A 25,436-nucleotide genomic window follows, 5' to 3' on the forward strand; every position below is an offset into this window, starting at 1 on the left:
GTGCTGGCTTCGTCGGGCGCGTTCGCCGAGGCGGAATTCGATATTCGCACCGCCGCAGCTCTGGGTTCCGCCGGTAGTGCCAGCGATTATGTCCTGGCTGTTACTGATTGCCGGCAGCTCGCCGAAGTCACCATTGACGCCACTTCCCAACGCTTGCTGCCGATCGACGCTGCTCGTGACAGCAGCGCACCCAACAGCTGCTCGTTCAACTTTCGCATCGACGGCGCCACTGCACTGCAACCGGCGGTAAAGCTGAAGTTTGCCGATGGCACGCAGCAGGATTACAGCGAAACCTTCCAGCAGGAGCGTCAGGCGCCGGAGCTGCAACTGACCCAGCTGGCCATCGAGTCCAGTGAGGGCGGGCAGTTCCTGGTGGCCAGTTTCGATGCCGCCGACGATGTCGACCTCAGCTACGTCAGCTTCACCCTTACCGGCCTGCGCGCCTCTGACCTACGTGCAGCGGGTGGTGTGGTCAGTCGCGCAGAGCAGACCGCGTTCCTGCGCATGCCGCAGGGCGCTCGCGTGTTTCCGCGTACCGATGGCCAGCGTTCCTACACCTTGCGTCAGCGTCTGGATCAGCCGCTGTCTGCCGACGAAGTTGCGCGCAACGCCCTAGTGATGGTGCAGGCCGTGGCGGTGGACGCCTCGGGTAACCAGAACAGTTACTCCGATATCCGTTTTATCGGCGACAACGTCGACGAAGCTGCCCGCTCCATCAGCGTGCATCCCGACCGCTTGCTGTTCAGTGATGCCTTGCAGTCAGCGCGGCTGGTGCCGGAAGTGGACTTCGAATTCCGTGGTGTCACGCCCCTGGCAGGTCTGGGAACGGGCGTAAGTTATCGCTCTGGTGATACCAGCAAGGTCTGGGTCAGCGCTGAAGGTGTGGTCTACCCTCTCGCAGAGACCGCTGGTCAGGCGGTTTCCGTGTATCTGAGCTACCCGGGGCTGGCGGAAATCAGCCTGCCGGTGAATGTCGACTTCACCCGCAAATTGGTCAGCCTGCGCTACGAAGGCCAAGCGGCCGGCCAGCCGCTGGTGCTCCCACGCCTGAACGGCTTCCAGAGCCTGCCGAGTCTGATCGCGGTGTTCGATGACGGCAGCGAAGCCCCGCTCGCCGATAGCCTGGCGGTGGAGCTGACACTGCCCGCTGGCAGCGACGGCGTGCTGGAGCGCAACGCCCAGGGTCAGTTGCTGGCCCGCGCGCAGATCCCTGCCAGCAGCCCGCTGACCCTGCAGGCCCGCCTGCAGCGTTACCCGGAAATCGGTGTCGACCTGCCGGTGGCCGCCGAAGACGCCGCGCCGACCGTTGAACTGCAACCCGAAGCCACGATTGCCGTGGGTTCGGTGCTTGAACTGAGTGCCACTGCCAGCGATGACGTGGCAGTGAAAAGCGTCGAGTTCTGGCTGGACGACAACCTGGTCGGCCGACGCCTGAGCCCGCCCTATGCCCTTAGTCTGCCCATCGAGCAGGAGCTGGAAGGTCGCACCTTGCGCTTGCGTGCGGTGGCGTTCGACGGTACCGGGAAAAGTCAGAGCACCGCCGAGCGCCCGGTAAAAGTGGTGGCCAAAGCCAATCCGCAAGTACCGGAGTTTGTCTTCGAAGCCCCGGTCGATGCCCAGCGCGTGATCGAGAACAGCCCGTTACGCGCGGTTATCGCGGTCAACCTCGGCACCCTGCCGGACATCGAATACCAGAGCGGCATCAGCCTGGTGGAGTACTTCCTTGACGGCCGCAAAGTGGGCGAAACCTCGTTCCCGGCCTTCGAGCAGCGGCCGCAGCAGGCCAACCCGAAAAAGATCGATATGGTCGAGATCTGGCAGGCGACCTTACAGGTGCCGGAGATTTCCGTACGGGAAACCAGCATTGGCCTGTCCGCCCGCGTGCATGCTTCCAATGGCGGCGTTACCGACGCCCCGGCCCGGCTGCTGCGCATTCTGGAAAATCAGAAGCCGATTGCCCGTATCACTCAGCCAGCCGCCGGCAGCATCGCCACGGTCGGCCAGACCATGGCCATCACCGTCGAGGCGTCCGACGACACCCTGGACGCCGGCACCGATATCTTCCTGCAAGTGAACGGTACGGAAGCCGGCGCCTACCGCCACGTTGTGGATAACTTCGACGGCAACGCCTTTGGCCTGCGCAGCACCAGCCATACCTTCCAGTTGCCGATCAAGCCCGAGTGGCTGGGTCGCACTCTGGAGCTGCGCGCTCAGGCGGTCGACCTGCACCAGCAGAGCAACCTGTCCGAGCCGCTGCTGCTGCCGGTCAAGGGCGATCAGGCGCCAACGGTGTCGTTGAGTTATCCGGTGGAGGGCGCCCATCTGGTGTCCGGCCAGCCAGTGGAATTCCGCGCCAACGCCACCGATGACCTGGGGCTGCGCCAGGTTGACTTCTATGTAAACGACAAGCTGATCGGCAGCGACCTGCGCGCGCCGTATAGCGTGGTGTATCAGGCTCCGCCAGGTGTGGAGAGCGAAACCCCGCTGGTGCTGCACGCCATCGCCACCGATAGCGCCGCCCAGACCGCGCGCAGCCCGTCGGTGAATGTGACCCTGGGTAAAGACGAAGACGACCCGGTGCTGAACCTGGCCTCGCCGGCCATCAGCGTCAGCGACGCCGGGCAAGACCTGGCGCCCGTGGTGGAAAACAGCACCTTTGTGCTCAAGCTCACCGGTTACGACAACGTGGGCGTCGAGCGCCTGGAGCTCTACGGTGTGGTCAAGGAGGCCGGCGTTGGCTATCGCCTGACCGGCAATCTCAATGATCGCCTGAGCAGTGTCGATGGTGACCTCACCGTGCAACAGATTCCTGGCGCGCTGAAAGCCTATTCGACGATCAAGGTGGTTTCCGCTCCCACATTCAAGCGCCTGGATGGCGTGCGCTACGACCGCTACCCGATCCGTGCCGTGGCCACCGATGGCACCGGCAACGACAGCGAACTGCAAGTGCTGATCGGTGTGGGTGCCGACAGCAAGCCGGAAGTGCGCGCCCTCAGCCCGACCCAGGGCAGCCTGTACAGTCAGGACACCCTGAATGTCGATGTGGTAGCCCGCGACGACCGTGCCGTGCATGCCCTGGAAGCCAGCCTATGGGCCGCAGGCGGCAGCACGCCGCTGTGGCAGAAACGCTTAGACCAGACCGCCGGCTTGATCCCTGGCCCGGAAACCGTCAACCGTCTGAGCATCGACCTCAAGTCGCTGAAACTGGCCAACCAGGAACGCCAGCTGCGCCTGAAAGTGGTTGCCGTGGACGACGTTGGTCAGCCCAGCGACAGCAAGGAGCTGGCAGTCAAAGTATTGGCCGATACCCTGGGGCCGCGCCTGGCGGTGATTTCGCCGACCCAGGGCGCGTCGCTGTACGCCGGCAACAAGGTAACGGTGAAACTGCGTGGCGTCGATGACACCAAGCTGGTCAGCCTGGCCGCGCTCAGCGCCGGCAAGACGCTGCACAGCCGCACCCTGACGAACGAGCAGCAAGCCGCTAGTTTCGACGACCAATTCGAATTCACCGTGCCGAGTGAAGGCGAAGAAGTGGTGATCGAGCTGCGCGGCGAAGACCAGTACGGCAACGGCGCCGCGCCGACCCTTTGGCGCTTCCCGCTGAGCAAAGACCTGCCGCCAGTGGTCAGCGTGCGTGCCCCGGCGCCGGGCGCGCGGCTGTACGAAGGTGAAGCCTTTACCGCCCAGGTACTGGCCACCGACGACCGCAAAGTGACCAAGCTGGAGTTCTTCCAGCGCACCGGCGGCCAGACTCAGGTGCTCAAGACCATCGCCGGGGCGGACCTGGACAAAGCCGTCGGCGGCTATATCGGCGCCGCTCTGCGTGTACCGAATAAAGCCGCCGCCGACACCGCCATGGGCGTGCGCGCCACCGACAGTGCCGGGCAGGCCACCGAAGCACCGTTCGACCTGGAAATCATCGACGACACCGAAGCGCCCACCCTGCAACTGAACAAACCAGCCGGTGATTTCAGTCTCGAGCCAGGCGCCAGTTTCGAACTGCAAGGCAGCGCGGGCGACAACCAGTGGGTGGACGCCATCGATGCGGTATTTATCGACCCGCAAAGCAAAGAAGAACACGCCGTGGCCTGGACCCTGTTCAGCCGCATGGATCGGGTGGAGACCGTCAAGGTGCCGAACCCCGGTACCTTGGGCGCGGTGCTGGTGGGCCAGCGTTTCTATGCAGATTTCGAAGCTCGCCTGCGCCTGACCCCGGAGCTCACCCGCCGTTATTCCGGCAAGGTGCTGCAACTGGTGCTGCGCGCCCGTGACCGTGGCGTCAACGAAACCCGTTCGCCGCCAATCAATGTCACCGTATTGGCTGACGACAAAGGCCCGCAGATCAATATTCAACAACCGCTCGAGCGCCTGTTCGACCGGCAGGAAACCCAGTTGCAGGTCAACCTCAAGGACGACACTGTCGTCGCTTCCTATGAAGTGCGCCTGCTCGATGACGATGGCCGTAACGAAGTGCTGGCCCAGGCCACCGGCCTGAGCGAAGCCGAAGTCAATGTGCCGGGCAGCGGCGTGAAAGAAATCGATATCGAGCGCTATCGTCCGCAAGCCGAGCCGATTGCCCTGACCCTGACCGTCAAGGCCACCGATCTGCTGGGCAACGAGAGCCTGCAAACCAGGCGCATCCTGATTCAAAGCGACCAGCCACCCAAGCTGGCCTGGCGCGACGCCGCGCCATCGGCACAGCAGGAGCGCGGCCAGCCGCTGCGCGGCAGCCTGCAAGTAACCGATGACTACGAAAACAGCACCATCGAACACTTACTGGCATTCAGCTCCCTGCGCGATTTGAACACCGCTCGCCAGGCTAAAGGCCTGACCCTGAAAAAAGACAACCGCAACATTCCTCAATTGGCCTTTGACTACCCCGAAGCGGGCAGCTGGCAAGGCGCGCTGCTGTATAACGAAAAAACCTTCCTCAGTGTCAGCAATGGCCGTCTGACCCTGCAGGGTGGCGAAGAGTCCAAAGCACCGCGCAGCCTGAAAGTGGGTGAGCAGACCAGCAGTTGGGAAGTGCAAACCTATTCGCGCAACCTCTGCCAGGTGCGCCCGGCCACCCATGAAGTGCAGGCCGTCAATGGTTTGCTCGATCTGCAAGCGCTGACCACCAACGACACCACCCGTCTGGTGCTGCGCCCGCGCAGCGGCGCACCGGCCTTTATCCGCGAACTGCAATTCACCCTGCAGGAATCGGCTGCCGCTGACGTCACCGCTGCCAGCGGGGCGCGCATGCCAGGCCGCTACGCCCTTAGCCTGTTGCTGCAAGACGGCACCGGCAGCGCGGCGCAAACCGCTTTCCTGCAGCTGGCGCGCAGCGGCAGCCAGAGGCAGGTCGAGCAGAGCTTCGCCACCCTGATGCCGGTACCGGTGGAAGCCCAGGGCACCAGCGTGACCCTGATTGGTTTTGCCACCGACCGTTTCTCCCACGAGCGCGGCGAACAACCCCTGAGCGTACTGCTGCAACAGCCGTTGAGCCTTGACGAACTGGCGCCAAGCGCGCGCCTGGTCAGCCCGGTGGCTGGCACCGTGGCCATCCCTATGCAGCAGCTGAACCTGAACCTCGCTTTCAGCGACGACAGCCTGGCGCTCAAAAGCCTGCGCCTGCTGGAAAACCGCAGCCGCACCGTACATGACCTGGGCGTGAGCTACGGCCAGACCAGCTGGCAAGTGCCGTACACCGTGCCGAAGGGTTTCACCAGCGGCGAGCTGGAATTGACCCTGATCGCCGAAGACTTCAGCGGCCGCAGCAGCGAACACAGCCTGATCTATCCGCTGCAAGCCAACGAAAAACCACAACTGACCTTTGCCGGTTTCAACACCTACTGGGTCAACGGCCACTACGAAAAAGCCCTGACCGACCCGGCGCGCATCAACTACGGTGAGTTTTGGGTCCGCATCAACGAACGCTTCCGTCTCGACACCACCCTGCGTGACGACGCCGGCCTGGCGGCCTATCGCATCGTGCGTCTGAAACGCGATGGCAGTGTGGCGGCGGTGGTCTACGAACGCAGCTTCCAGGTCAACTGCCCGACTGCGCCGCCGTTGGTGGCCGAAGACAAGACCGAAGTACTGTTCGACCAGACCGAACCGACCGAATACCGTCTGGAACTGACCGACACCTACGGCAACCTGGCCGAACGTACCTTCCTGGTTCACCCGCTGACCAACGTGGTACCGGAAGTACGTATCACCGCGCCGGCTGAAGACCAGGAAATCGTTGCCGGAACCTTCCGCATCCGCGTTGGGCTGGTGGCCGCCGATGATCGTCTGCTCACTGATTCGCGCCTGAAAGTATTCGCCAACGGCGTACCGCTGCCAGTGATGAGCTCGGCGGCTGGCGCAACTGGTGGCGATCTGGTGGTGGACGCCGCGTTTGCCAGCATTCATGACAGCCTGCAGGCCAACTACGACGCCAGCATTGCCGATGACTTTGGCCGCCGTAACAGCCCGTACGCGCTGCAACGCACCTTTGTGCTGGAAGTGCCCCAGGGCCTTATCCGTCATAACGAGACCCTGAAACTCACCGCGCAGATCGAAGACTCCGACGGCGCCGTTGGCTTGTTCGGCCGGCAGATCAAGGTGATGGCTGACCAGATCAAGCCCGAGCCGCTGATCAAGCGCCCGGGGGTTGGTTTCGGCGCCCCTGAGGACAGCGACTTTACCGTGGCCTTCCAGGCCTACGACAACGTCAAGGTCAATCGCCTGACCCTGGCGCGTGCCTATGGTGTGCTGAAAAACGATGGCACCTACGTCAAGCAGAACTTCACCCTTGTGCGCAGTATCGACGGCATCCCGGCCGACGACTACGAGCCCGTCACCACGCTGAATATCGACACCCCCGAATACCACCAACTGATGCATGTCGACCGCCTGTTCACCATCTTGCAGGGCTTTGGTCTGGCCAGCAGCGATGTGAAACGGGTGGATGTGCTGCTCAGAGTCGAAGCCTTCGACGCTGCCAACAGCCAGGCCTACGAAGTGGGCTACCCGGTGCGTGTGGACGAGCGGCCGACTCTGGACGTGGCCGAGCCGGTCTCAGGCGCCAAGGTGGTGGAAGGCAACCCGCTGTACGTCAACGTCAAGGCGTTCGACGACGTGGGCATCGAATACGTCAATATCATCGCCACCTATGGCAATGGTCAGACCCCATATATCCAGCGCCTGCGTACCTCGCCGTACAACTTCATGGTGCCGGTGCCAGCCTTCGATAACGCCAACCCGGACGCCAACCGTATTCACCTGGCCATCGAGGCGGTGGACACCTATGGCGTGGCCCACAACGATCTCGACGCCCACCGTGCCGAAGAAAGCCTGGACGTGGAAATCATCCGCGACCAACTGCCGAGCGTCGTAATTGCTACGCCGAAAGACGGCGCTGAAAGCACCGAAGGCCAGTTGCTGCTGGTGGAGGTCAATGCCGTCGATGACGTCGGCGTGGACCGCGTGGTGCTGAACATCGCCGGCTATAAAGGTGGCGACCGCAGCCTTACCGATATGGTCTTCCCCTACGAATTCCTGGTGGAAGTACCCTACGGCCAGGCCGGCACCGACCTCAGCCTGACCGCCAGCACCCTGGAACGCCGCGCCGACGGCAAAGGCCGTAGTGTCAGCACCGCGCAGCCGGTGAAAGTGCGCGTGATCAAAGACACCAAAGCGCCGCAACTGACGGTGAAACTGCCGTTGGCCACCGGCGCCAGCGTGGCGGAAAAACGCAGCCTGCCTTACCAGCTGGAAGTGACAGACAACGTGCGCGTTGGCTCGGTCAGTCTCGGCCTGTACGCCGACCGCAACGGCGACGGCACCTTTGCCGACGACGAGCGCGTGGCCGACCGCCTGCTGCTCAGCGGCCCCTACATCGGCAACTTGCCGGTGGGCAGCATTGCCGACTACCTGGGCCGCACTACCGACCTGCCCGAATCGCTGCCCTTGCAGCTGCGCGTTACTGCCCGCGACCCGAGCGGCAACGAAGCCAAGGAAAATATCGGCGTCAATCTGCTGCGCAACCAGGCGCCGGAAGTGAACGCCATCAAGCTCCTGGACGCGCGCGGTTTTGCCATGGGCGATGTCACCGATCTCACCGAAGGCCGCGGCATTGTGGTGCAAGTGCAAGCCAGCGACGCCGAAGTGGGCGTGGACGCCGCTGCGCTCTATTACTCCATTGGCGCCGCCGGTGCCGAGCCGAAATTCCAGGCCCTGGGCGAAGATTCCGCCGCGCCTTACCAGTTCCACTTCAAGGTTCCGACTGGCCGGGTTGACCAGGTGCTGCGCCTGCGCGCCAAGGCCCGTGACCTGGACGGCTACGAGTCGGGCTTCGTCGATCTGCCGGGCAGCATCAAGATCAAGGCCGACAAAGCGCCGAACGCACGCATCGTCAAGCCGGACAACGACAACGCGGTGGTGATCGACGGCGAAGACGTCGAAGTGTTTGTTGAAGCCTTCGACGACCTCGGTCCGGAAGGCATCGACCACGTGACCTTCTATGTCAACGGCGTGCCGGTCTTCAGCACCGAGCAGAGTTACGGTCAGCAGGTCGGCAGCCATGCCCAGGACCACGTGTACCGCGCGCTGATTGCCGCGCCAGCCGGGGTCAACGGTTTTACCGTGCAGGCCATCGCCTATGACGTGCTCGGCCAGGCCGGCGAGTCGCAGATCGTGCGCGTCGGCAAGCTGGAAGACACCGTGATACCACGCCTGGGCGTGCTCTACCCGATTGATAAAGACGTGCTGACCATGGGCGAAAGTCTGCGTGCGGTGGTGTCCATCGAAGACATGGGCGGCGCTATCTCGGACGTCAGCATGCTGTGGAGCCGCGAGTACCAGACCGAGGACGGCGAATGGAAAGTCACCGACCAGTACCCGCTGAAACTGTTCCGCGATGACGGGCGCGCCAATGGCGACACCACGCCGGTCAGCGACCCGGACAAGCACACCTTCATCTACTGGGCCGACTTCAGCCAGGGCGACGTGTTGCGCCGCACCGGCCTGCGCAACGAGCGCCTTCATGTGCTGACCAAAGTGGTCACGCCAAACCACACCGTCACCCGCGACACTTACCACGAAATGGGCTGGCCGATCAGCGAGCGGCGCTTTATCGCGCCACAGAATGGCGACCAGGTATCGGCGAAGAAGGTGAATTACACCGCCGTCGACCAATACCGCGCCTTGGACCGCGCCGGCGCGATGATCGCGGCCTGGTCGACCATCGACCCGCTGCGCATCGAACAAGGCCTGGGCCTGCTGAGCAAAACCGAAGCCTTGGCGGGTAACGCCCCGGCGCGCACCGGTATCTTTATCCTCGATGCCGTAGACGAAGCGCAGAGCAACGGCAACGGTGATTTCTTCGCCTATTCGCCACTGCTCAACGGCGCGGCGGAAATCTTCAATGGCAGCATCGGTGATCTGGTCACGGACGAGAACATCGTGCTGGCAGGCAAATCCGGTGTGACCGGCGGCGCCTGCGATTCTGATACGGGTAACTGTAAGTTCGCCGACCAGCTGGCTAGCGAGATCAAGAAAGACTGGCACGGCGGCGACACCCCGAGTGAAGGCACCGGCGCCCTGTACCTGGACAACAACGCCGGCGAGCTGCTGCTGTTCGGCCAGAAGAACGGCGACGGCCAGTTCGGCCTACCGTACCTGCTGCTGGGCCGCGTCGATATGCCGTACCCGGATGTCTATGGCCTGACCCGTAGCGGCAACCTGGCCCTGGTGGCCAACGGCAACGGCGGTGTGCAGGTGATCGACGTCACCAACATGACCGCGCCGTACCACGTCGGCTATATCAAGCCCAACGGTTTCGCCCGCGACGTCAAGGTGCGTGGCCATTACGCCTATATCGCCGCCTCGGAAGAGGGCGTGGTGGTGGCTGACCTCAGCACCCCGGCCATGCCGATCGTGGCCAAGATCGATACCCTGGGCGTGGCCAACCGCTTGAACCTGGTGGGCAACCAACTGTATGTCACCGATATGGCCGGCAGCGGCGAGAGCGCCCGCCTGAGCCGTATCGATATCAGCGAGCCGGACCAGCCACGCGTGGTTCAGGTGGTGGAAATTGCCCCGCATCGCCCGGATCAGACCCCGAACGGCCTGTATGACGTGCATGTGTCGGGCAACCTGGCTTATGTCACCGAACTGCTCTCCGACCAGGAAGACAAACCCTCGCAAAGCCTGGTACAGATCATTGACCTGGCCCGCGTTGGCCAGAGCGGTCTGGACGCCACCGTACCGGTCATGGTGCAGCGCAACGCCACACTGGATAACTTCGGCGTGCGTGGCGTTACCCTGGCCCGTGGTGCCATTCAGGTGGCGGCCGGCAAGGGCGGTATCGGCCGCATCGACCTGCCGGCGCTGACCGTGCTGCAACACAGCCCGCAAGTGGGCGAGACCGATATCAGCACCCAGTTGTCGCAGGTGCTGATCGAGCTGTCCGCCGTGCTGCCAGGCGACACCAACCTCAGCGACTTCGTACAGGTGTTGGAAGGCGATGCGCAAATCGGCCGTGATGTCACCGTGCAGTTCGATCTGTCCTTCGCCCCACGTGGCACCGACACCACCAAACGCCGTATCAAGCTGGTGCGCAAGGACGGCCAGAACCTGCTGCCGCGTCAGCGCTACTACGTGCGCATCAAGCAGGGCCTGAAACCGGTCACTGGCCAACCACTGGCCTCCGATTACGTGTTCACCTTCAGCACCGCCTCGGCTGATGCGCAGTACCCGGACATCATCAGCATCTGTACCCGTGAAAGCGCCGAGCGCCATGGCTGTGTCAACGTCGGTGATGTGCGCGGCGGTACCCAGGTAGTGGTGCGCGGTAGCAACTTCGGTGACCAGCCACGCCTGTCCGTGGGTGGCGAGCCGCTGGTGGTGGAAAACCGTGTGGTGGATGCCGACACCGGCATCGTCACGATCTACGCCAAAACCGTACCCAACTACCCAGGCCCGGCCTCGGTCACCGTCACCACCGCTGCCGGCCTGAGCGACACCGTGCTCGGCGGCTTTGTGTTCGTCGATGAGCTGAGCATTTCCCACCTGACGCCAGCTGTGGTGCGCGTGGCGCAAACCGGCAAGAACGATCGCGTCGAACTGGTGGGCAAGGGCTTCCACTCCGGCATGACCCTCACCGCCTACAAGAGCGGCGAGCCGGGCACCGCCAAGACCTTCAAGGTCGGCTCCGATGACCTGCGCCTGTACAGCGCCGAGCGCATGAGCCTGCTGGTGCCGGACCTGCGTGACGACGAAGGCGGCGGTTATCGCGGCTTTATCGATATCGAGCTGGCTGACGACCTCGGTCGCCACTACGTACAACGCAATGCCCTGTTCTATGGCCGCCTGCAACTGGACCGCAGCCTGGAAAGCGAGCCGCCGATGACCAGGGAGGTAATCGATGCGCGCCTGAAAACCCTCGCTGATGGCCAACTGACCAGCTACGTGCCCGACCCGCTGAAACTGCCACCGGGTAATATCGTCGACCTGGCTGCAGACAGCGAGCTGCACATGCTCTATGTGCTTGGCCGTGGCGAGCTGAAAGGCCAGGCCCCAGGCAATCTGCTCAACCTCGAGCAGTTGCAGCACTACTATGCGCCGGGCTGGATCAGCCTGGTCAAGTACGACCCGGCGAAGATCGCCGAGGCCGCACCGCGTCATGGCCTGGGGTACTACAACCTACCGCAGGATCTGCAACCCAGCGCCATGGCCCTGGCCGAGAAGCAGCTGTACGTCACCGCCCGTGGCTACGACTTCCCGTACCTGGACACCGAATACGAAGGCCGCAGCGTGCTGCTGGTGTACGACCGCGAAACCCGTGACCCGGACGTGCTCACCGAGCAGCCGCCCGGCAAGGACCGCGACATTCGCTACAGCCTGCCGCTGCCCAACGGTACCGTGGCCGAGAAGGTGGTCGCCCATCAGGGCCTGCTGTTGATCAACGCCGGCAAGGAAGGCGTGGTGGTGGTCAGCATCGCCGACCCGCTGCGCCCGAGTGTGGTGCGCCGTCTCACCTCGGCCACCGTCGATGGTCGTACCCTGGCACTGACCAACGTTACCGATATCAGCGTGATCGGCGATGCCCTGCATGTGGTCAACAGCGGCAGCCGGGTGATCTTCGACCTGAGCAAACCGTCGTTGCCGCAACTGGGCGATTCGCGCGTCACCGGGCTCACTGGCATCACCGCCGACGGCAGCCAGTTTGTCACCGGCAACGGCTTGAACCTTTACGATGCCAGCCGTCCGGCCTTTATCCGCGAACAGGGCCGTTACCTCTCCGGTGGTTTCAGCGTGCCGGGCGAGAGTGTGGGTATCCGTGCCCAGGTCAGCACGGCCTTCAACCTGACCCAGATGGGCAGCGACAAGGCCGATTGCGAGAAAGGTTCTATCGGTTACCTGGGCTTCTATGACTTCAGCCGCGCCGACAACATCAGCCTGCTCGATGCCCTCGGCCTGCCGTACTGTATCCGCCTGCCTGCCGCCGGGCTGCTGATGAAACCGTACCGGGTCAATCCATCGACGCTCACCGACCAGGGCATCGCCGCGTTCGCCACCTATACCGCGTCGGGCGACGATGTCATTTCCAACCTCGGCTTGGTCGATTTGCTGACCCAGGAGCTGGTGCGCTCCATTCCGGCCGATGGCGCCGACGGTGTGCCGCTGGACAGCCCGCTGACCCTGCAATTCACCCGGTCGCTGAGCGCTCTGGATGACGAGCAGCTGCGTCAGTTCCTGGTGCTGCAACACGACGCCCAGAACAACCAGCCGGCCAGCGAACTGCCGTACACCCTGCAGCGCAGCACCGACGGTCGCGTACTCAGCGTGCAGCCGGCGCAGAGCCTGCAAGCCAACCACAGCTATCGCCTGATCCTCAAAGGCGACCTGTCTAGCCGCCGCAGCCGTGGCTTGCTGGATCATGCCATTCGCCTGCGTGCCGGTGTGGCCGGTGGCGCCCAGGTACAGATCGTCAGCACCGCGCCGGGCATGCTCGACGTCGGCGGCGGTGAGCTGGATGTGGTGCTGCGTGGCGCCAGTGGCCAGGTGCAGTTCAGCGTCTCCGGACAGGCCGCCAACGGTTCGCAGGTCGAGACCCTGGCAGACGGCACCGCTCGCTACCGCGTACAGGCGCCGTCCAGCTTGCCGGGCGCCGCCAGCCTGCAAGTGGTCAGTGGCAACGGCAGCAAGGCGTCGAAAGTCGGCGCGGTGCAGTTTGTTGAACCGCTGCTGCTGCGCTCGCTGACCCCCGCCCTGGGCTCGCTCAACGGCGGTACCAAGGTGCAGATCAAAGGCCAGGGCTTCCGCAGCGAAACCGGCGCCATGAGCGTGTACTTCGGCGCTATGCCGGTCACCCAGTACAAGGTGCTGGACGCTGAAACCCTGGAAGTGGTGACGCCCGCCGGCCCGATTGGCACCGTCGATGTGCGTGTACAGCTGAGCAACGGCCAGCAGGGCACTCTGAACCAGGCCTTTACCTATCAACAGCCACCGCAATCGCAGATCCGTGATGACGGCGGGCGCATCTACGACATGGCGCTGGACCCGTCCGGCAGCCTGCTGTTCTCGGCGCAAGGCACCAGCGGCGTTCTGGTGTACGACATCAACGCCGGCAACTACACCGCCGACCCGCAGAAGCCGCTGAACCCGGATGACCTGTTGCGCCTGATCGACCGCAATGGCGACAAGTCCGACGACCGCATCATTTCGCGTATCGCCCTGCCGTCGAACTTCATCGCCGTAGGCGTGGAGCCTTTCTTCGAGCGCGGCAGCGACCGTGTGTACATCACTGCGGTGCACCTGGACGGCGCCGGCAACCCGGATGCCGCCCGCCTGTACACCGTGGCCTTCGATGAGCTGGATCCGTCCAAGACCACCATTATCGGTAGCCTGGAACTGCCTGGCACCTCGGTGCGCGGCCTACGTGTGCGCAACGCCCGTGTCTTGCTGGCCATGGGTGAAGAAGGCCTGGGCATCGTCGACTCCTTCCTGCCGAACAAGACCTACCTGGTGCAAAGCCTGGCCGCCGCGCCGAAGTTGCCCATGCTGGATATTGCCATCCAGACCGGTATCGGCACTCAGGCCGGGGACGGCACCGCCGCCGGCCTGATCGTCGCCGTGGGTGGCGCCTTTGATTACCGCACCAACCGTCTGCTGACCAAGGAAGCCATTGGCAGCGGCGGCCTGCAGGTGTACAGCCAGACCGCCAACGCGGGGCTGAAACGCCTTGGCCAGCTCGACCTGCCGGGTACCCGCGTGTCGCTGCAAGGCCGCTACGCCTACGTGGCGGCTGGCGCCAGCGGTGTGGCGGTGGTTGATTTGCTCGACCCGAGCTCGCCAACCGTGGTCGCGCGGATCAACGACATCGGCTACGTCTACGATCTCGACTTCAACGGCAACACCCTCTATGTCGCCCGTGGCGACAAGGGTGTGCTGATGGTTGATGTAACCAACCCGCTCAAACCGGTTGCTGGTCGCAGCATGACCTCCAGCGGCAGCGTGGAAAGCGTGGTGGCGGGTGACTACTCGGCGCATTCGGGCGGCGTGGATGGCAAGGGCAGCCTGTTGCAGGTGGTACCAGACGTGGTGCTGAAGCTGCACGCGGTCGACCCGGCCAACGGCATCCTCGACCGTCAGGTGGACGGCAGCGTGCAAGTGATGGCGCGCTTTAACAAGGCCATCGACCTGTACCCGGCCAACAGCGCCCTGTTCCAGCTGCTCAACAGTCAGGGCCAGGCCTTGCCGGCCACCGTGCAGATCGTCAACAACGACGCCAAGCTGGTGCTGCCGACCAGCAGCGTTGACCGCCTTACCGTGGGTGAGCGCCTGACCTTGGTGGCCAAGGCCGGCCTCGCCTCGGTGAAACCGATTACTGCCAGCGACACCGTGGTATTGCAGCGCCTGGCCCAGGATCAGCGCGTGCCGCTGACCTACCGTGGCGCGCGCAATGATGCGTTGTCCATTGAAGCCGTTACGCCGCGTCGCGTTGCACAAAACACTGTCAGCCTGGTGACCGTCAGCGCCCTGGGAATCCCGGCCAACCTGGCGCAGGTGCGTCTGTATGCGGGTGACCGCGCGCTGTCTATCGAAGGCGTGACCCGCGATAACACCGCCGCTGCGGCGGTGCTGAAAGTCAGCGTGCCGGCCTTGCCAGCTGCGGGCCAGTACAACCTGACCCTGCAAGTGCAGCGCGACGGCATCTGGCAGCAGACCGTGCTGGAAGGCGCCCTGCTGGTGGACGCACCGATCCGTTTCGACGCCCTGGTACCGCTGTGGGGCCCGGTGGCCGGCGATACCGTGGTGACCATTACCGGTGACGGCTTCGAGCCGGGCAACACCGTGATGGATGGCCTCAAGGTGCGCTTCGGCGGCCTGCCGGTCGGCCGTATCGAGGTGTTGGCCAGCAACCGCATGCGCGTGACCTCGCCCCGTGGCGCGCCGGGCAAAGTCGATGTGCTGGGTGAAGACCGTTACGGCAACCAGGCCAGCTTGACCGGCGACCGTGGTTTCGGCTACGGCCTGCGCAAACAGTCGGAACTGCATCCGTCGCTGCTGTACCCGAGCGATGTATGGATCGACCAACAGACCGGCGTGGCCATCACCAACGGCGGCCATATGGTCAACGGCTATGGCAAGCAGACCCTGGCCAGCGGTGGCTGGTTGCCGGAGCTGTACCGCGCTGCCTCGTTCTCGGTGCAGGACGCCAGCAAGCCAGTCCTGGTCGGCGGCGCCTCTTCGCTGCCAAGCGACAACCTGCGCCTGAGCCTGAAGCAACAGGCCGCCGCGATTTACAAGCGCATGGAAGGGCTCAATCCCGTTGAGCCCACCGAAGAAGAACAGGAACTGCTCGACCGCCAGGCCGCGCAGGATTTCAACGTGGGCTTCGACTCGCTGCGCGTCAGCCCCACCGTGGAGTGGGAACAGAACACCTGGCGCAAACGCCTATACGTGGCCAGCGGCGTGGGCGGCGTGGCGCGCCTGAACCTGGACGAACAGAACGGCCTGCAAACCATCCAGGAAGAAGACCTGTCTGCGCCGATCAGCCGTGTGGTCAAGCAGGGCCCTGGCCTGATCGCGGCCTCGGTGGAAGTCACCGCCAAGCCGCCAAATTCTGACCAATGCACCTTCAATATCGATGTTGCGGAGCCGTCCGATCTCTTCGCCCTCAACTACCAGAGTGGCGACGACCCGGTACGCGTTGCGCCGCCCAGCGGCCTACAGGGCGGTGCGCTGCTACAACTGAACGATGGCTGGCTGTTCACCGGTGGCAAGGTGCGTGGTGCCAAGTGGGCCAACTGTCCGGGCTGGGACGAGTCCCTCGGCGTACCAGTAGATGGCAAGACCGGTGAAATCCGCGCCCTCAACCTGTTCGACCCAGCGCAAACGCGCAGCTACAGCTTTGTTGCCAACCCGCAGGACATGGTCGCCTATGGCCGTTACCTGGTGGCAGCCGTTGGCAGCCGTGGTGTGGAAATCATCAACCGCGACGAACCCGAAGAGCGCACGCTGCTCAGCCTCGACGAGAAGCTGCAAGCCACGGCGGGCCGTGGCGTACGTCTGCGCATGGCCGGCAACCTGCTGTTTGTGGCTGCCGACAGCGGCGTGGTGGTGGTCGACCTGCGCGAGCCGCTGCAGCCACGGGTGATCTCGGCGGGTAACCAGGAGCGCATTGAAGCGCTGGACCTGTTCAATAACCGTCTGGTGGCCGGCTCTGGTACCAACGGCATGACCCTGCTGGAACTGCCCGGCGCGCTGGTGCTGGACGCCAGCGTCAAACAGGGCGGCGTGCTGCCGGCCGGCGAGCAGGCGCTGCAACTGACCTTCAACGAGCCGGTGACGCTGGAGTCCCTGCGTGCTGCCGGTGCCTTGAGCCTGCTGGATATCAGCAATGGCGAGCAGGCCCTGGCCGTGCCGACCATCGAGAACCTGAACGGCGATGGCCAGTCGGCCAGCCGTGTGGTGCTGCGCTTCACCCCGACACCGGGCGCGCAGCTGCGTCTGCGCGTGCAGCAGGCGCGCAACCTGCGCGGTGCCGGGTTGTGGGCGCCGTATCAGGTGGACTTCAAGGTGGCGCCAAGTGGTGCTAGCCAGCCGGCGATCCAGTACCTGGAAAACGCCAGCTTCCACCGTGGCGCGCAAGACCGCGTGGTGATTCACGGCAGCGGCTTCAGCAGTACCGTGAAGGGCTACGTCAACCAATACCCGGTTGAGCTGCAATGGGTCAGCGCTACGCGCCTGGAAATCGCTCCGCACGCTCTCGACCTGCTGCCGCTGAGCCCTGGCCAATGGCACCTGCGCCTGGATGACGGCGGCCTGCGCAATGATTACCTGGGGGCCTTTATGGTCGGCGCCGAGCAAGCGCTGAACCAGGTCAAGTTCACCGTCAGCCCGGATTCGGCCAGCAAGAAAGGCGGCGCCAAGGTCACCATTGGCGCCAGCCACGAGGTGCTGATGCCGGGCACCAGAGTGGTGTTGCGCGCCCGCCATGGCGATACCGAGATCTACACGGGCCGCAGCCCGATCGTTGAAGATGCCGGCAGCATCAGCATCGATCTGCACGACAACGTGGAAAACCAGCGCCAATTCAGTTTTGTGCTGCCGGGCGTGATCGATCCGGATATCTACGACGTCTACCTGCGCGTGCCAAGTGGCGCCGCCACCCGTGAAGTCAAAGTGGGCGCGCTCTCCTACACCCTGCCGCAGGGCCTGGGCATCATCCTGCCGAACTATCCGCCGATGCAGATCGGTGCCGCGCAAGTTGTCGGCGACCGGCTGTTCGTCGGGGTGAAGGCGGGTATGCAGCCGACTTCCAGCAACCGCTACCTGATGACTGCCGGCCTGGAAATCTACGACATCGGCCTGTGGGAGAGGCCAATCCGCCTGTCGCAACTGCGCCTCAGCGAACCGGTGCTGGGCCTGGAAGTGCAGGGCAGCCTGGTGTACCTGGCCAACGACCGCGACGGCGTGCGCGTGGTGGATGTGAACGACCTGAGCAAGCCGCTGCTGGTGTCCAGCCTGAGCCTGCCGAACCATCGCGCCGTCGACCTGGCCGTGGAAACCGAGCGTGGCGCCCTGGCGGTGGCCGCCGCCAACGACCTGGGAACCGGCTATATCCGCTTCCTGCCGATTGGCCGCAACGAGCTGGGCGCCCAGGCGCCCCTGCCAAGCATCGCCTTCGACGGCAGCATGAAGCCGGACCTGCTGGGTGCGCCCGTGGATGTGCAGTGGCTCAATGGTGAGCTGTATGTATTGTTCCTGCGCGACAAGCAGCTGTACCTGGCCAGCTTCAAAGACTTCGGCACGCAACTGGACTACCGCGTGCAGGCCATCGAGCGCGGCACTGTAGCGGCGTCGTCGGTCTCTGAAGCTATCGGCAAGATCACCCTGCAAGTGCAGCAAGGCCTGATCAGCGTCGGTACCGGTGATACCTACCTGCTGCTGGAAGCCGACGCCCAGGGCCAGTTCCAGACCATCTACTGGCAACAGAAAAATGCCAGCGGTGAACTGCTCAGCGTGGGCGGGCAGATCATGCAGGGCAACGGCAAAGGCGTGCAGATCAATACCTCGCCGTACCTCGCCGTGGCCTCGAGTACCCCGGGCAATGGCGCCGTGCTGGGCAGCAACGAAGGCGTGACCATTGCCTTCAACAACCTGATCAATACCGACCCGGCGCACCTGGCGCAGGTGATCCGCGTTGTGGGCGAGGGCGGTCAGGCGTTGCCGGCGGCTGCGTTCGAAATGACCGGCATCAACACCCTGCGTGGCGGCCAGTTGGATCTGCGCTTCAAGGGCGACTACCAGGGCCCGCTGCGCATCGAAGTGACCACCGCACTCACCGACCTGGCCGGCCATGCCCTGCGTCAGGCCTTTGTGCTGCAGCTGGAGCGCCGCACCGGCATCCGGCCGCTGGTCAGCGCGGTACAACGTGTGGTGGGCGATACGGCGGGCCTGCATTACTTCCATGCCACCGGTGGTGAAACAGCGCTGATCAAAGGCAGCGGGTTCGGTGTGGCGCCTGAGCAACTGGCAGTCTGGCTGGGTGAAACCCGCCTGCAGGCCCAGCAGATCCAGAGCGTTACCGACAGCGAGCTGCGTGTGGCGGTGCCTGATCTGCAACTCGGCAATGTCAGCGCCAGCCTGGCGGTGAAAGTGCAGCGCGTGGACCAGAACCTCGCCTACCTGCGCCAGGGCGCGATGACCGTGCTGCCGCAGATCGAGCTCGACGACCTGCAGCCGCAAACCGGCCCGCCACAGGGTGGTAATTTGGTAACCCTGTATGGCCGTGGCTTCAACCACTATATGCAGGTGCGTTTCGCCGGTGCCCTGGCCGGCGACCTGAAGATTCTCAGCAGCAACCGCGCCGAAGTGCGCGCCCCGTCCGGCACCTTTGGCAAAGCCCAGGTGGCAGTGACCAGCCAACTGTTCGACGGCGAGCAAAGCCTGTCACCAGTGGACTACTTCTACACCGGCATCCCCACCGGCTCGGTCAACCTGCCGGGCGATATGGCCAGCCCGGTATCGGCAATTGCCCGCCTCGATGACGGCAGCAGCCAACTGCTCTACGCGGTAACCGGCGGCAGCTTCGACAAGGTCGACAGCCAAGGCCGCGTAGCTCGCGTGTCCAGCAACGCCGCACGCCTGCTGGTGGCCGATATCAGCGACCCGGTACACCCGGTAATCGTCAGCCGCGACTTCGCAGGCCAGACCAAGCCATACCACTACGAAGCGCCGAACGGCCTGGGCAGCACCGGCTTTGTCGACCTGGCGATCAACGATCACCAACTGTTCGCCGTTGGCGGCAAGAAACTGCTGCACTTCGACCTGACCCTGCCGGCCGAACCGAACAAGCTCAACGAACTGGACCTGGCGGGCGACATCACCGCCCTGGCCACCCGCGATGACCTGTTGTACCTGGCCAGCAAGGAAGGCGTGCGCCAGTACCGCATCAGCCGCGAACTGAAACTGGTCGACCTCGGCCTGATCAGCGCCAGCCAACTGGGCGGTACGCCAGGGCGCCTGCGCCTGTTCGGCTCAAGCCTGTGGCTGACCCTGCCAGCACAGCGCCAACTGGTGGAAGTGGAGCTGGCCAGTGGCGAGTTCCGCGTGCTGCGCCGCGTGGCCGCTCGCGACCAGGCCGGCAACCCGTTCACCCCCGAAGACCTGTTGGTATCGAGCGGCGGCCTGCTGGTGTCCAGCGGCGAAAACGCCACCGTGCAGCGCTTTGTGTTCGACTCCGATAGCAACGCCACGCCGGTCGCCGACCTGAAACTGACTTACCTGGTCAGCCGCGGTAGCCTGTTCGCCGGTCAACTGCAACTGGCCGGTCAGACCCTGTACGTTGCGGGCGGGCAGGGCGATGTGCAGCTGTTCGATATTTCCTCGTGGCTCAATGGCCGCACCCAGGACAGCATCGGCCTGCGCGACTATTTCAGTGTGATCGGCAACGTCAACAGCCTGTCCCTGGGCAGCCAGGCCCTGTATGCCGGCAGCGCCTTCGTCTATGTCGACGGCACCCCGGCCGAGAACCCGCTGCCAAGCCTGGACGCCGCTAGCTACCTGGGCGGAAGCCTGAATACCCTGGCTTACCAGAACCTCACCATCCTCAGCCAACAGCCGCAACCGTCGGGCCGTTTGCCGAAAGATGCCGGTATCGAAGTGCAGTTCAACCGCCTGCTGGACAACGCCCAGCTGCGCGATTCCGGCAGCCAGCTGGTGCAGCTGTTGCTCGACGGCACGCCGGTGGCCAGCCAGGTGGCGCAGGTCGGCGTGGGCCGCCTGGTGCTGCGTCCGGTCGCTTCCTTGCAGAGTGGCAAGCTCTATCAGGTCAGCCTCAGCGGCGCCCTGCGTGACCAGCAAGGCAAAACGCTGGGCAACGACTACCGCTTCGGCTTTGTCAGTGATGATGCCCTACAGCCGCAGCTGGACAGCATTTCTCCGCGTCAGGCCAGCTGGCGCGGCGGCACCGAGATCACCCTGCGTGGCCATGACTTCAGCACCAATGCCGTTATCGAAGTGGGCGGCCAGCGTGTGGCGGCCGGCGATGTGCTGTACCGCGACGACAACCAGATCCGCTTCCGCCTGCCGGGCCTGTTGGCCAACCCAAGCAGCAACCTTCCGGTCGGGGTGCAGGTGCAGCAGGGCAACCTGGAGTTGTTCCGCGCCGCCGCCATTACTTATGTGGCTGATCCGCGTATCGACCAGGCCGGCCTGTATGACCGCCTGAGCGGCACCCTGGCGGCGCAGAGCAAGCGCTTTGTCTTCAACGCCGGCGAAATCATTGGCCTGCAGGGCCGTGGTTTCGGCGAAGCCACCGTGGTGCGCGTCAATGGCCGGCAGATTGCCGATGTGCGCATGGAGCGTAGCGATCTGCTCAGCTTCAGCGTGCCGCAGGATCATCTCGGCCCGCTGCAGGTGGACGTCAGCAACCTCGGTTTCGTTGATGACCTGGCCAGTGATACCAGTCTGCGCATCGAGCTACCCGTGCAGAAGCAACTGGCCGGGGTCAGCCTGTACCGCCGTGCTGGCGACCTGCTGCTCACTGTCACTGGCCGTGATGTGCAGTTGTCCAGCCTGCGCGATGGCAGCACGCCGCAACTGTTGGCCAAATGGCAAGCCAGCGGCAGCCTGCGCGACATTGCCCTGAGCGACAGCTACGCCGCGCTGCTCACCGACACGGCGCAGGTGCAGGTGTTCGATCTCGGCAACCTGTACGCTCCGCAAGCACTTCCAGCGTTGACCAATACCCGTCAGGTCGCCTTCGATACGGTGCGTCTGGCCGGCGATGTGCTGCTACTCAAGGCCGGCACGCGTGTGTTCCAGGGGCAGGTGCAAGGGCCGGAACTGCGTGAACTGATCCTGGATAACCCGGCCGGTCTGGTGGATATCGCCTTGGACAGCCGTGGCGCCTACCTGCTATTCGGCGACCGCCTGGAAGTGCGCAATGCCCGCGACGGCAGCCAGGTACTCGGCACGCACAACCATGGCTTGAACGGCGCCAAGCGCCTGTGGCTGGACGGCACCCGCGTGTACCTGCAAGGCAGCGACACCCTGCAACTGGTGCAACGCGCTGCCCTGCTGCGTGGCCGTGGCGAGCCGGTGCTGGGCGAGTTCGACCTGCCGAGCCGGATCAGCCAGTTGACCGCCCAGGGCGAACTGCTCGCCTGGCTGGATGCCGGTCGCCTGCAGGTGTTCGACCTCGATGTCGATGCCCAGCGGCAACTGAGCGCCCGTGAAGTGGCCAGCCTGGCCGTGGGCAACAGCGAAGTGGGCAATCTGGCGCAGCTGGAACTGCACGGCGACCTGCTGGAATGGCGCAATGGCGGCAGCTACCTGAATGCTGCAATCCCGCTGAACAACACCTGGGCGTTGAACCCCGAGACCCTGGCAGCGGCCAACGAGCCGGTGGGCCTGCGCTTTACCGGTGCCGACTACGCCTGGCGCGAAGCGCAGTTGGCGGTCAGCGGTCTGGCGGGCGAAACCGTGGCCACCAGCACCCAGATACTGGGCCGCGAACTGCGCGCCCTCAGCCAGCAACAAGCGGCTTACCAACCGGCTGGGCTGTATCGCCTGCAAGTCAGCCAGGCGCCGCTGGATTGGCTCAAAGGCGCAGAAGTGCACCTGGACCTGCCATGGCTGGTGGATGCCGTGGACTTCTTCGGTGCCGACCTGATACGCCTGGACGCCCTGCAACCGAACCGCAGCGTTAGCGGTGTGGCGCGCACCTATGTATTGCGTGGCCGTCAGCTGAGCCTGATCGACGAGCTGCAAGTGGGCGAGCGCGTGCTGGGCCGCGAACAACTGCAAGTGAATGCCACTGGCGATCAGTTGAGCTTCAGCCTGCAAATGGACCAGGCCGGCCTGTACAACGTGCAAGTACGCTACGGCCAGCAACGCGCCGTGCTGCCGACCGCGCTGTCGGTGGTCACGCCGCTGGCCATCGAGTCGGTGATCTCCGCCCATGCCCAGGGCCAGGTGGTCAGCGACGCCGGTGGTACGCCGGTCACTATCCAGGCCCAGGGCCTGTCCGAAGGCCTGAGCCTGCACTGGTTCCCGGCTGGCCAGGGCATTTTGCCGAGCGCCAGCAACAAGGTGGCGTTCACCCTCAATGACAGCAGCATCAGTTTTGTCACCCCACGCAGCCAGCCAGGCTGGCAGTACCAGGTGGCCCTGCTGCGCGATGCCAGCGCTGAACGCGTGGACAGCGTGGCCGACCAGTGGCTGGCCGCCATTGACGACACCGCGCCAACCGTACGCCTGGTCTCGACCCTGAGCGCCTCGCAGTCGCTGGTGCTGGAAGCAGGCGAGCCGCTGAGCGCGCAAGGTTTCAGCGTGGTCAAGGTGTTCAAGGATTACGACACCCACGCCCAGCCAAGCGAAGACATCAGCAACCGCTTCAACCCGATCATCAGCCAGGGCAACCGCCTGGAACTGCGCCTGCGCAGCGACGCGGTGCTGGAAGCCAACGCCCTGTATCAAGTGACCCTCACCGGGGTGCGTGATGCCGCCAACAACCTGGCCCGCGACAACGGCGTGACCCTGGCTGGCACCTACAGCGGCAGCTACCAGGCCGAAGACCGCCTGGCGCCGCGTCAGGATTCGCTGCAAGTGCTGCTGCAAGGCCAGCCGCTGACCGCCGCTACCCAATTGAAACTGGGCAGCCGTTATGCCTTGAGCGTCAGCGCTGTGGATAACGTGCAGGCCAGCGACAAACTCGGCTTCGCCTACCGCGTCTCCGCCGATGGCGGCCAGACTTGGAAAACCGACTGGATCGCCATCCAGAAAGGCCAGTTCAATCTGGATATCCAGGGCGATTACCAAGGCTTTGCTCTGCTGCTGCGTGCCAGTGATGGCCGCAATACCAGCGAGCGCCGCTTCAACGCCCAGGTCAGCGCCCCGGATCTGACCCTTGGCCAGTTCAGCACCCAGCCGACGCCGGTGGAGGAGAGCACCCCGGCCGACCTGCGCTTCCAGATCCTTGGCGACCTGGATCTGGTACGCAGCGCCGAAATCCGTGTACTGGATGGCCGCTACGCTGCCGCCAACTTTGACCGCAGCAGCGGCTTGGCCAGCCTCAACTTCCTGCACCCACGACTCAAAGAGCTGCCTGGCGCACCGCAAGAACAGGCACCGCTGACTGCTGAACTGCGCGTGGGCTTCGGCCTGGCCGGCCAGGAGAGCTACCGCTACTTCCAGGTGGGCTACGACCTGCTGTCCGACCGCACGCCGCCGCAGCTGTCGATCATCGCGCCGCTGGATGGCGAATTCGTACCGCGTGGCGAAGTCACCGAGGTGATCCTGCGCAGCTACGACCGTTACGGCATCGATCATGTCGAGGCGTGCATCAACAGCCAGGCCGGCGATGTGTTCAGCGATGCCGCCAACTGCCAGCGCCTGCTCGACCCGAACCGCCTCCGCGTGCCGGTGGCTGCCGATGCCACCGGGCCGCTGCATATCGTGGCTCGCGCCATCGACCTCAATGGCCTGGCCAGTGCTCCGGCGGCGGTCACCCTGCAACCCTATGACAGCCAGGTCGGCGCGCCGGAGCTGAGCTTCCTGGCACCGGCTGATGGCCAGAACGTACAGGCCGGCGAAACCGTGCGGGTGCGGGTGCGGGTGCGCAAACTGGAACAGGCCAACCTGTACCTGGATATCGCCGGTGATCCGCAGCACGCCGGCAACCCGGCGCCGCGCAGCATCACGCGTACCGCCGATGGCGAAGAAATCATCGAACTCAGTGTGCCGATGCCGCAGGTGGCCGCCGATGGCGTGCTGGTGCTGCGTCTGCAAGCCACCTGGCAGGGCCAGACCTTGCGCAGCCAACGCACCCTCAACCTGCATGCCGACACCGGCATCAGCGAAGCCATCGGCCTCGACCTGCAACCGCCAACCACCTTGCTGGCCGGTTCGCAGCTGTGGCTGCAAGTGCCACCGCCAGCAACCATGGGGGATTTCAACAACGCGTCGAACCTCAACCTGTTCGACCCGAGCGATGCCACCAGCCCGGCCGTTCTGCCATTCAGCAGCGCCCGTCAGGTATGGAACAGCCGCGAACAGGGCACCGCCCTGCGCCTGGATGCCGTGCTGCGTGACCGTTCCGGCCACGAGAAAAACGCCAGCCGCAGCCTGGAAAAACTCGCTTACCTGCAAGCCGCCAGCCGCCGCGACAGCCTTGAAACCGGCTACCGCGCCAGCTTCCTGACCGCGCTGGTGGGCCACGCCGAGGCTGCTGTCTGGGCCGAGAACCAGCAGCGCGATGGCTACCGTATCCGCACCCTGGACAGCGTGCTGGAAAGCCGTGACAGCGGCCAGGTGCGTCAGCTCAGCTACAGCGGTTCGTTGCTGGCCGCGCAGATCCGTCGCGATGGGCAGGACTACCTGCGTGTCTGGCGCTGGAGCGACAACGCCTGGCAAACCGCCGTGGAACAAGCGATTGCCGGCGACCTGCTGGG

1 protein-coding gene (cut by a window edge) is annotated in these 25,436 nt (G+C 64.4%); it reads left to right on the forward strand.

Translation table 11 applies throughout. The features are described 5' to 3' along the window. Positions 1-25,436 carry the 5' portion of an Ig-like domain-containing protein gene (locus QYS36_RS14985; protein WP_308840237.1) on the forward strand. The gene runs 17,326 nt beyond the window's last position, so only the first 25,436 of its 42,762 coding nucleotides appear in the window; it begins with the start codon at positions 1-3; its stop codon lies beyond the right edge, outside the window.

The organism is Pseudomonas sp. G34, assembly GCF_031119625.1.
In the GTDB taxonomy this organism is placed as follows: domain Bacteria; phylum Pseudomonadota; class Gammaproteobacteria; order Pseudomonadales; family Pseudomonadaceae; genus Aquipseudomonas.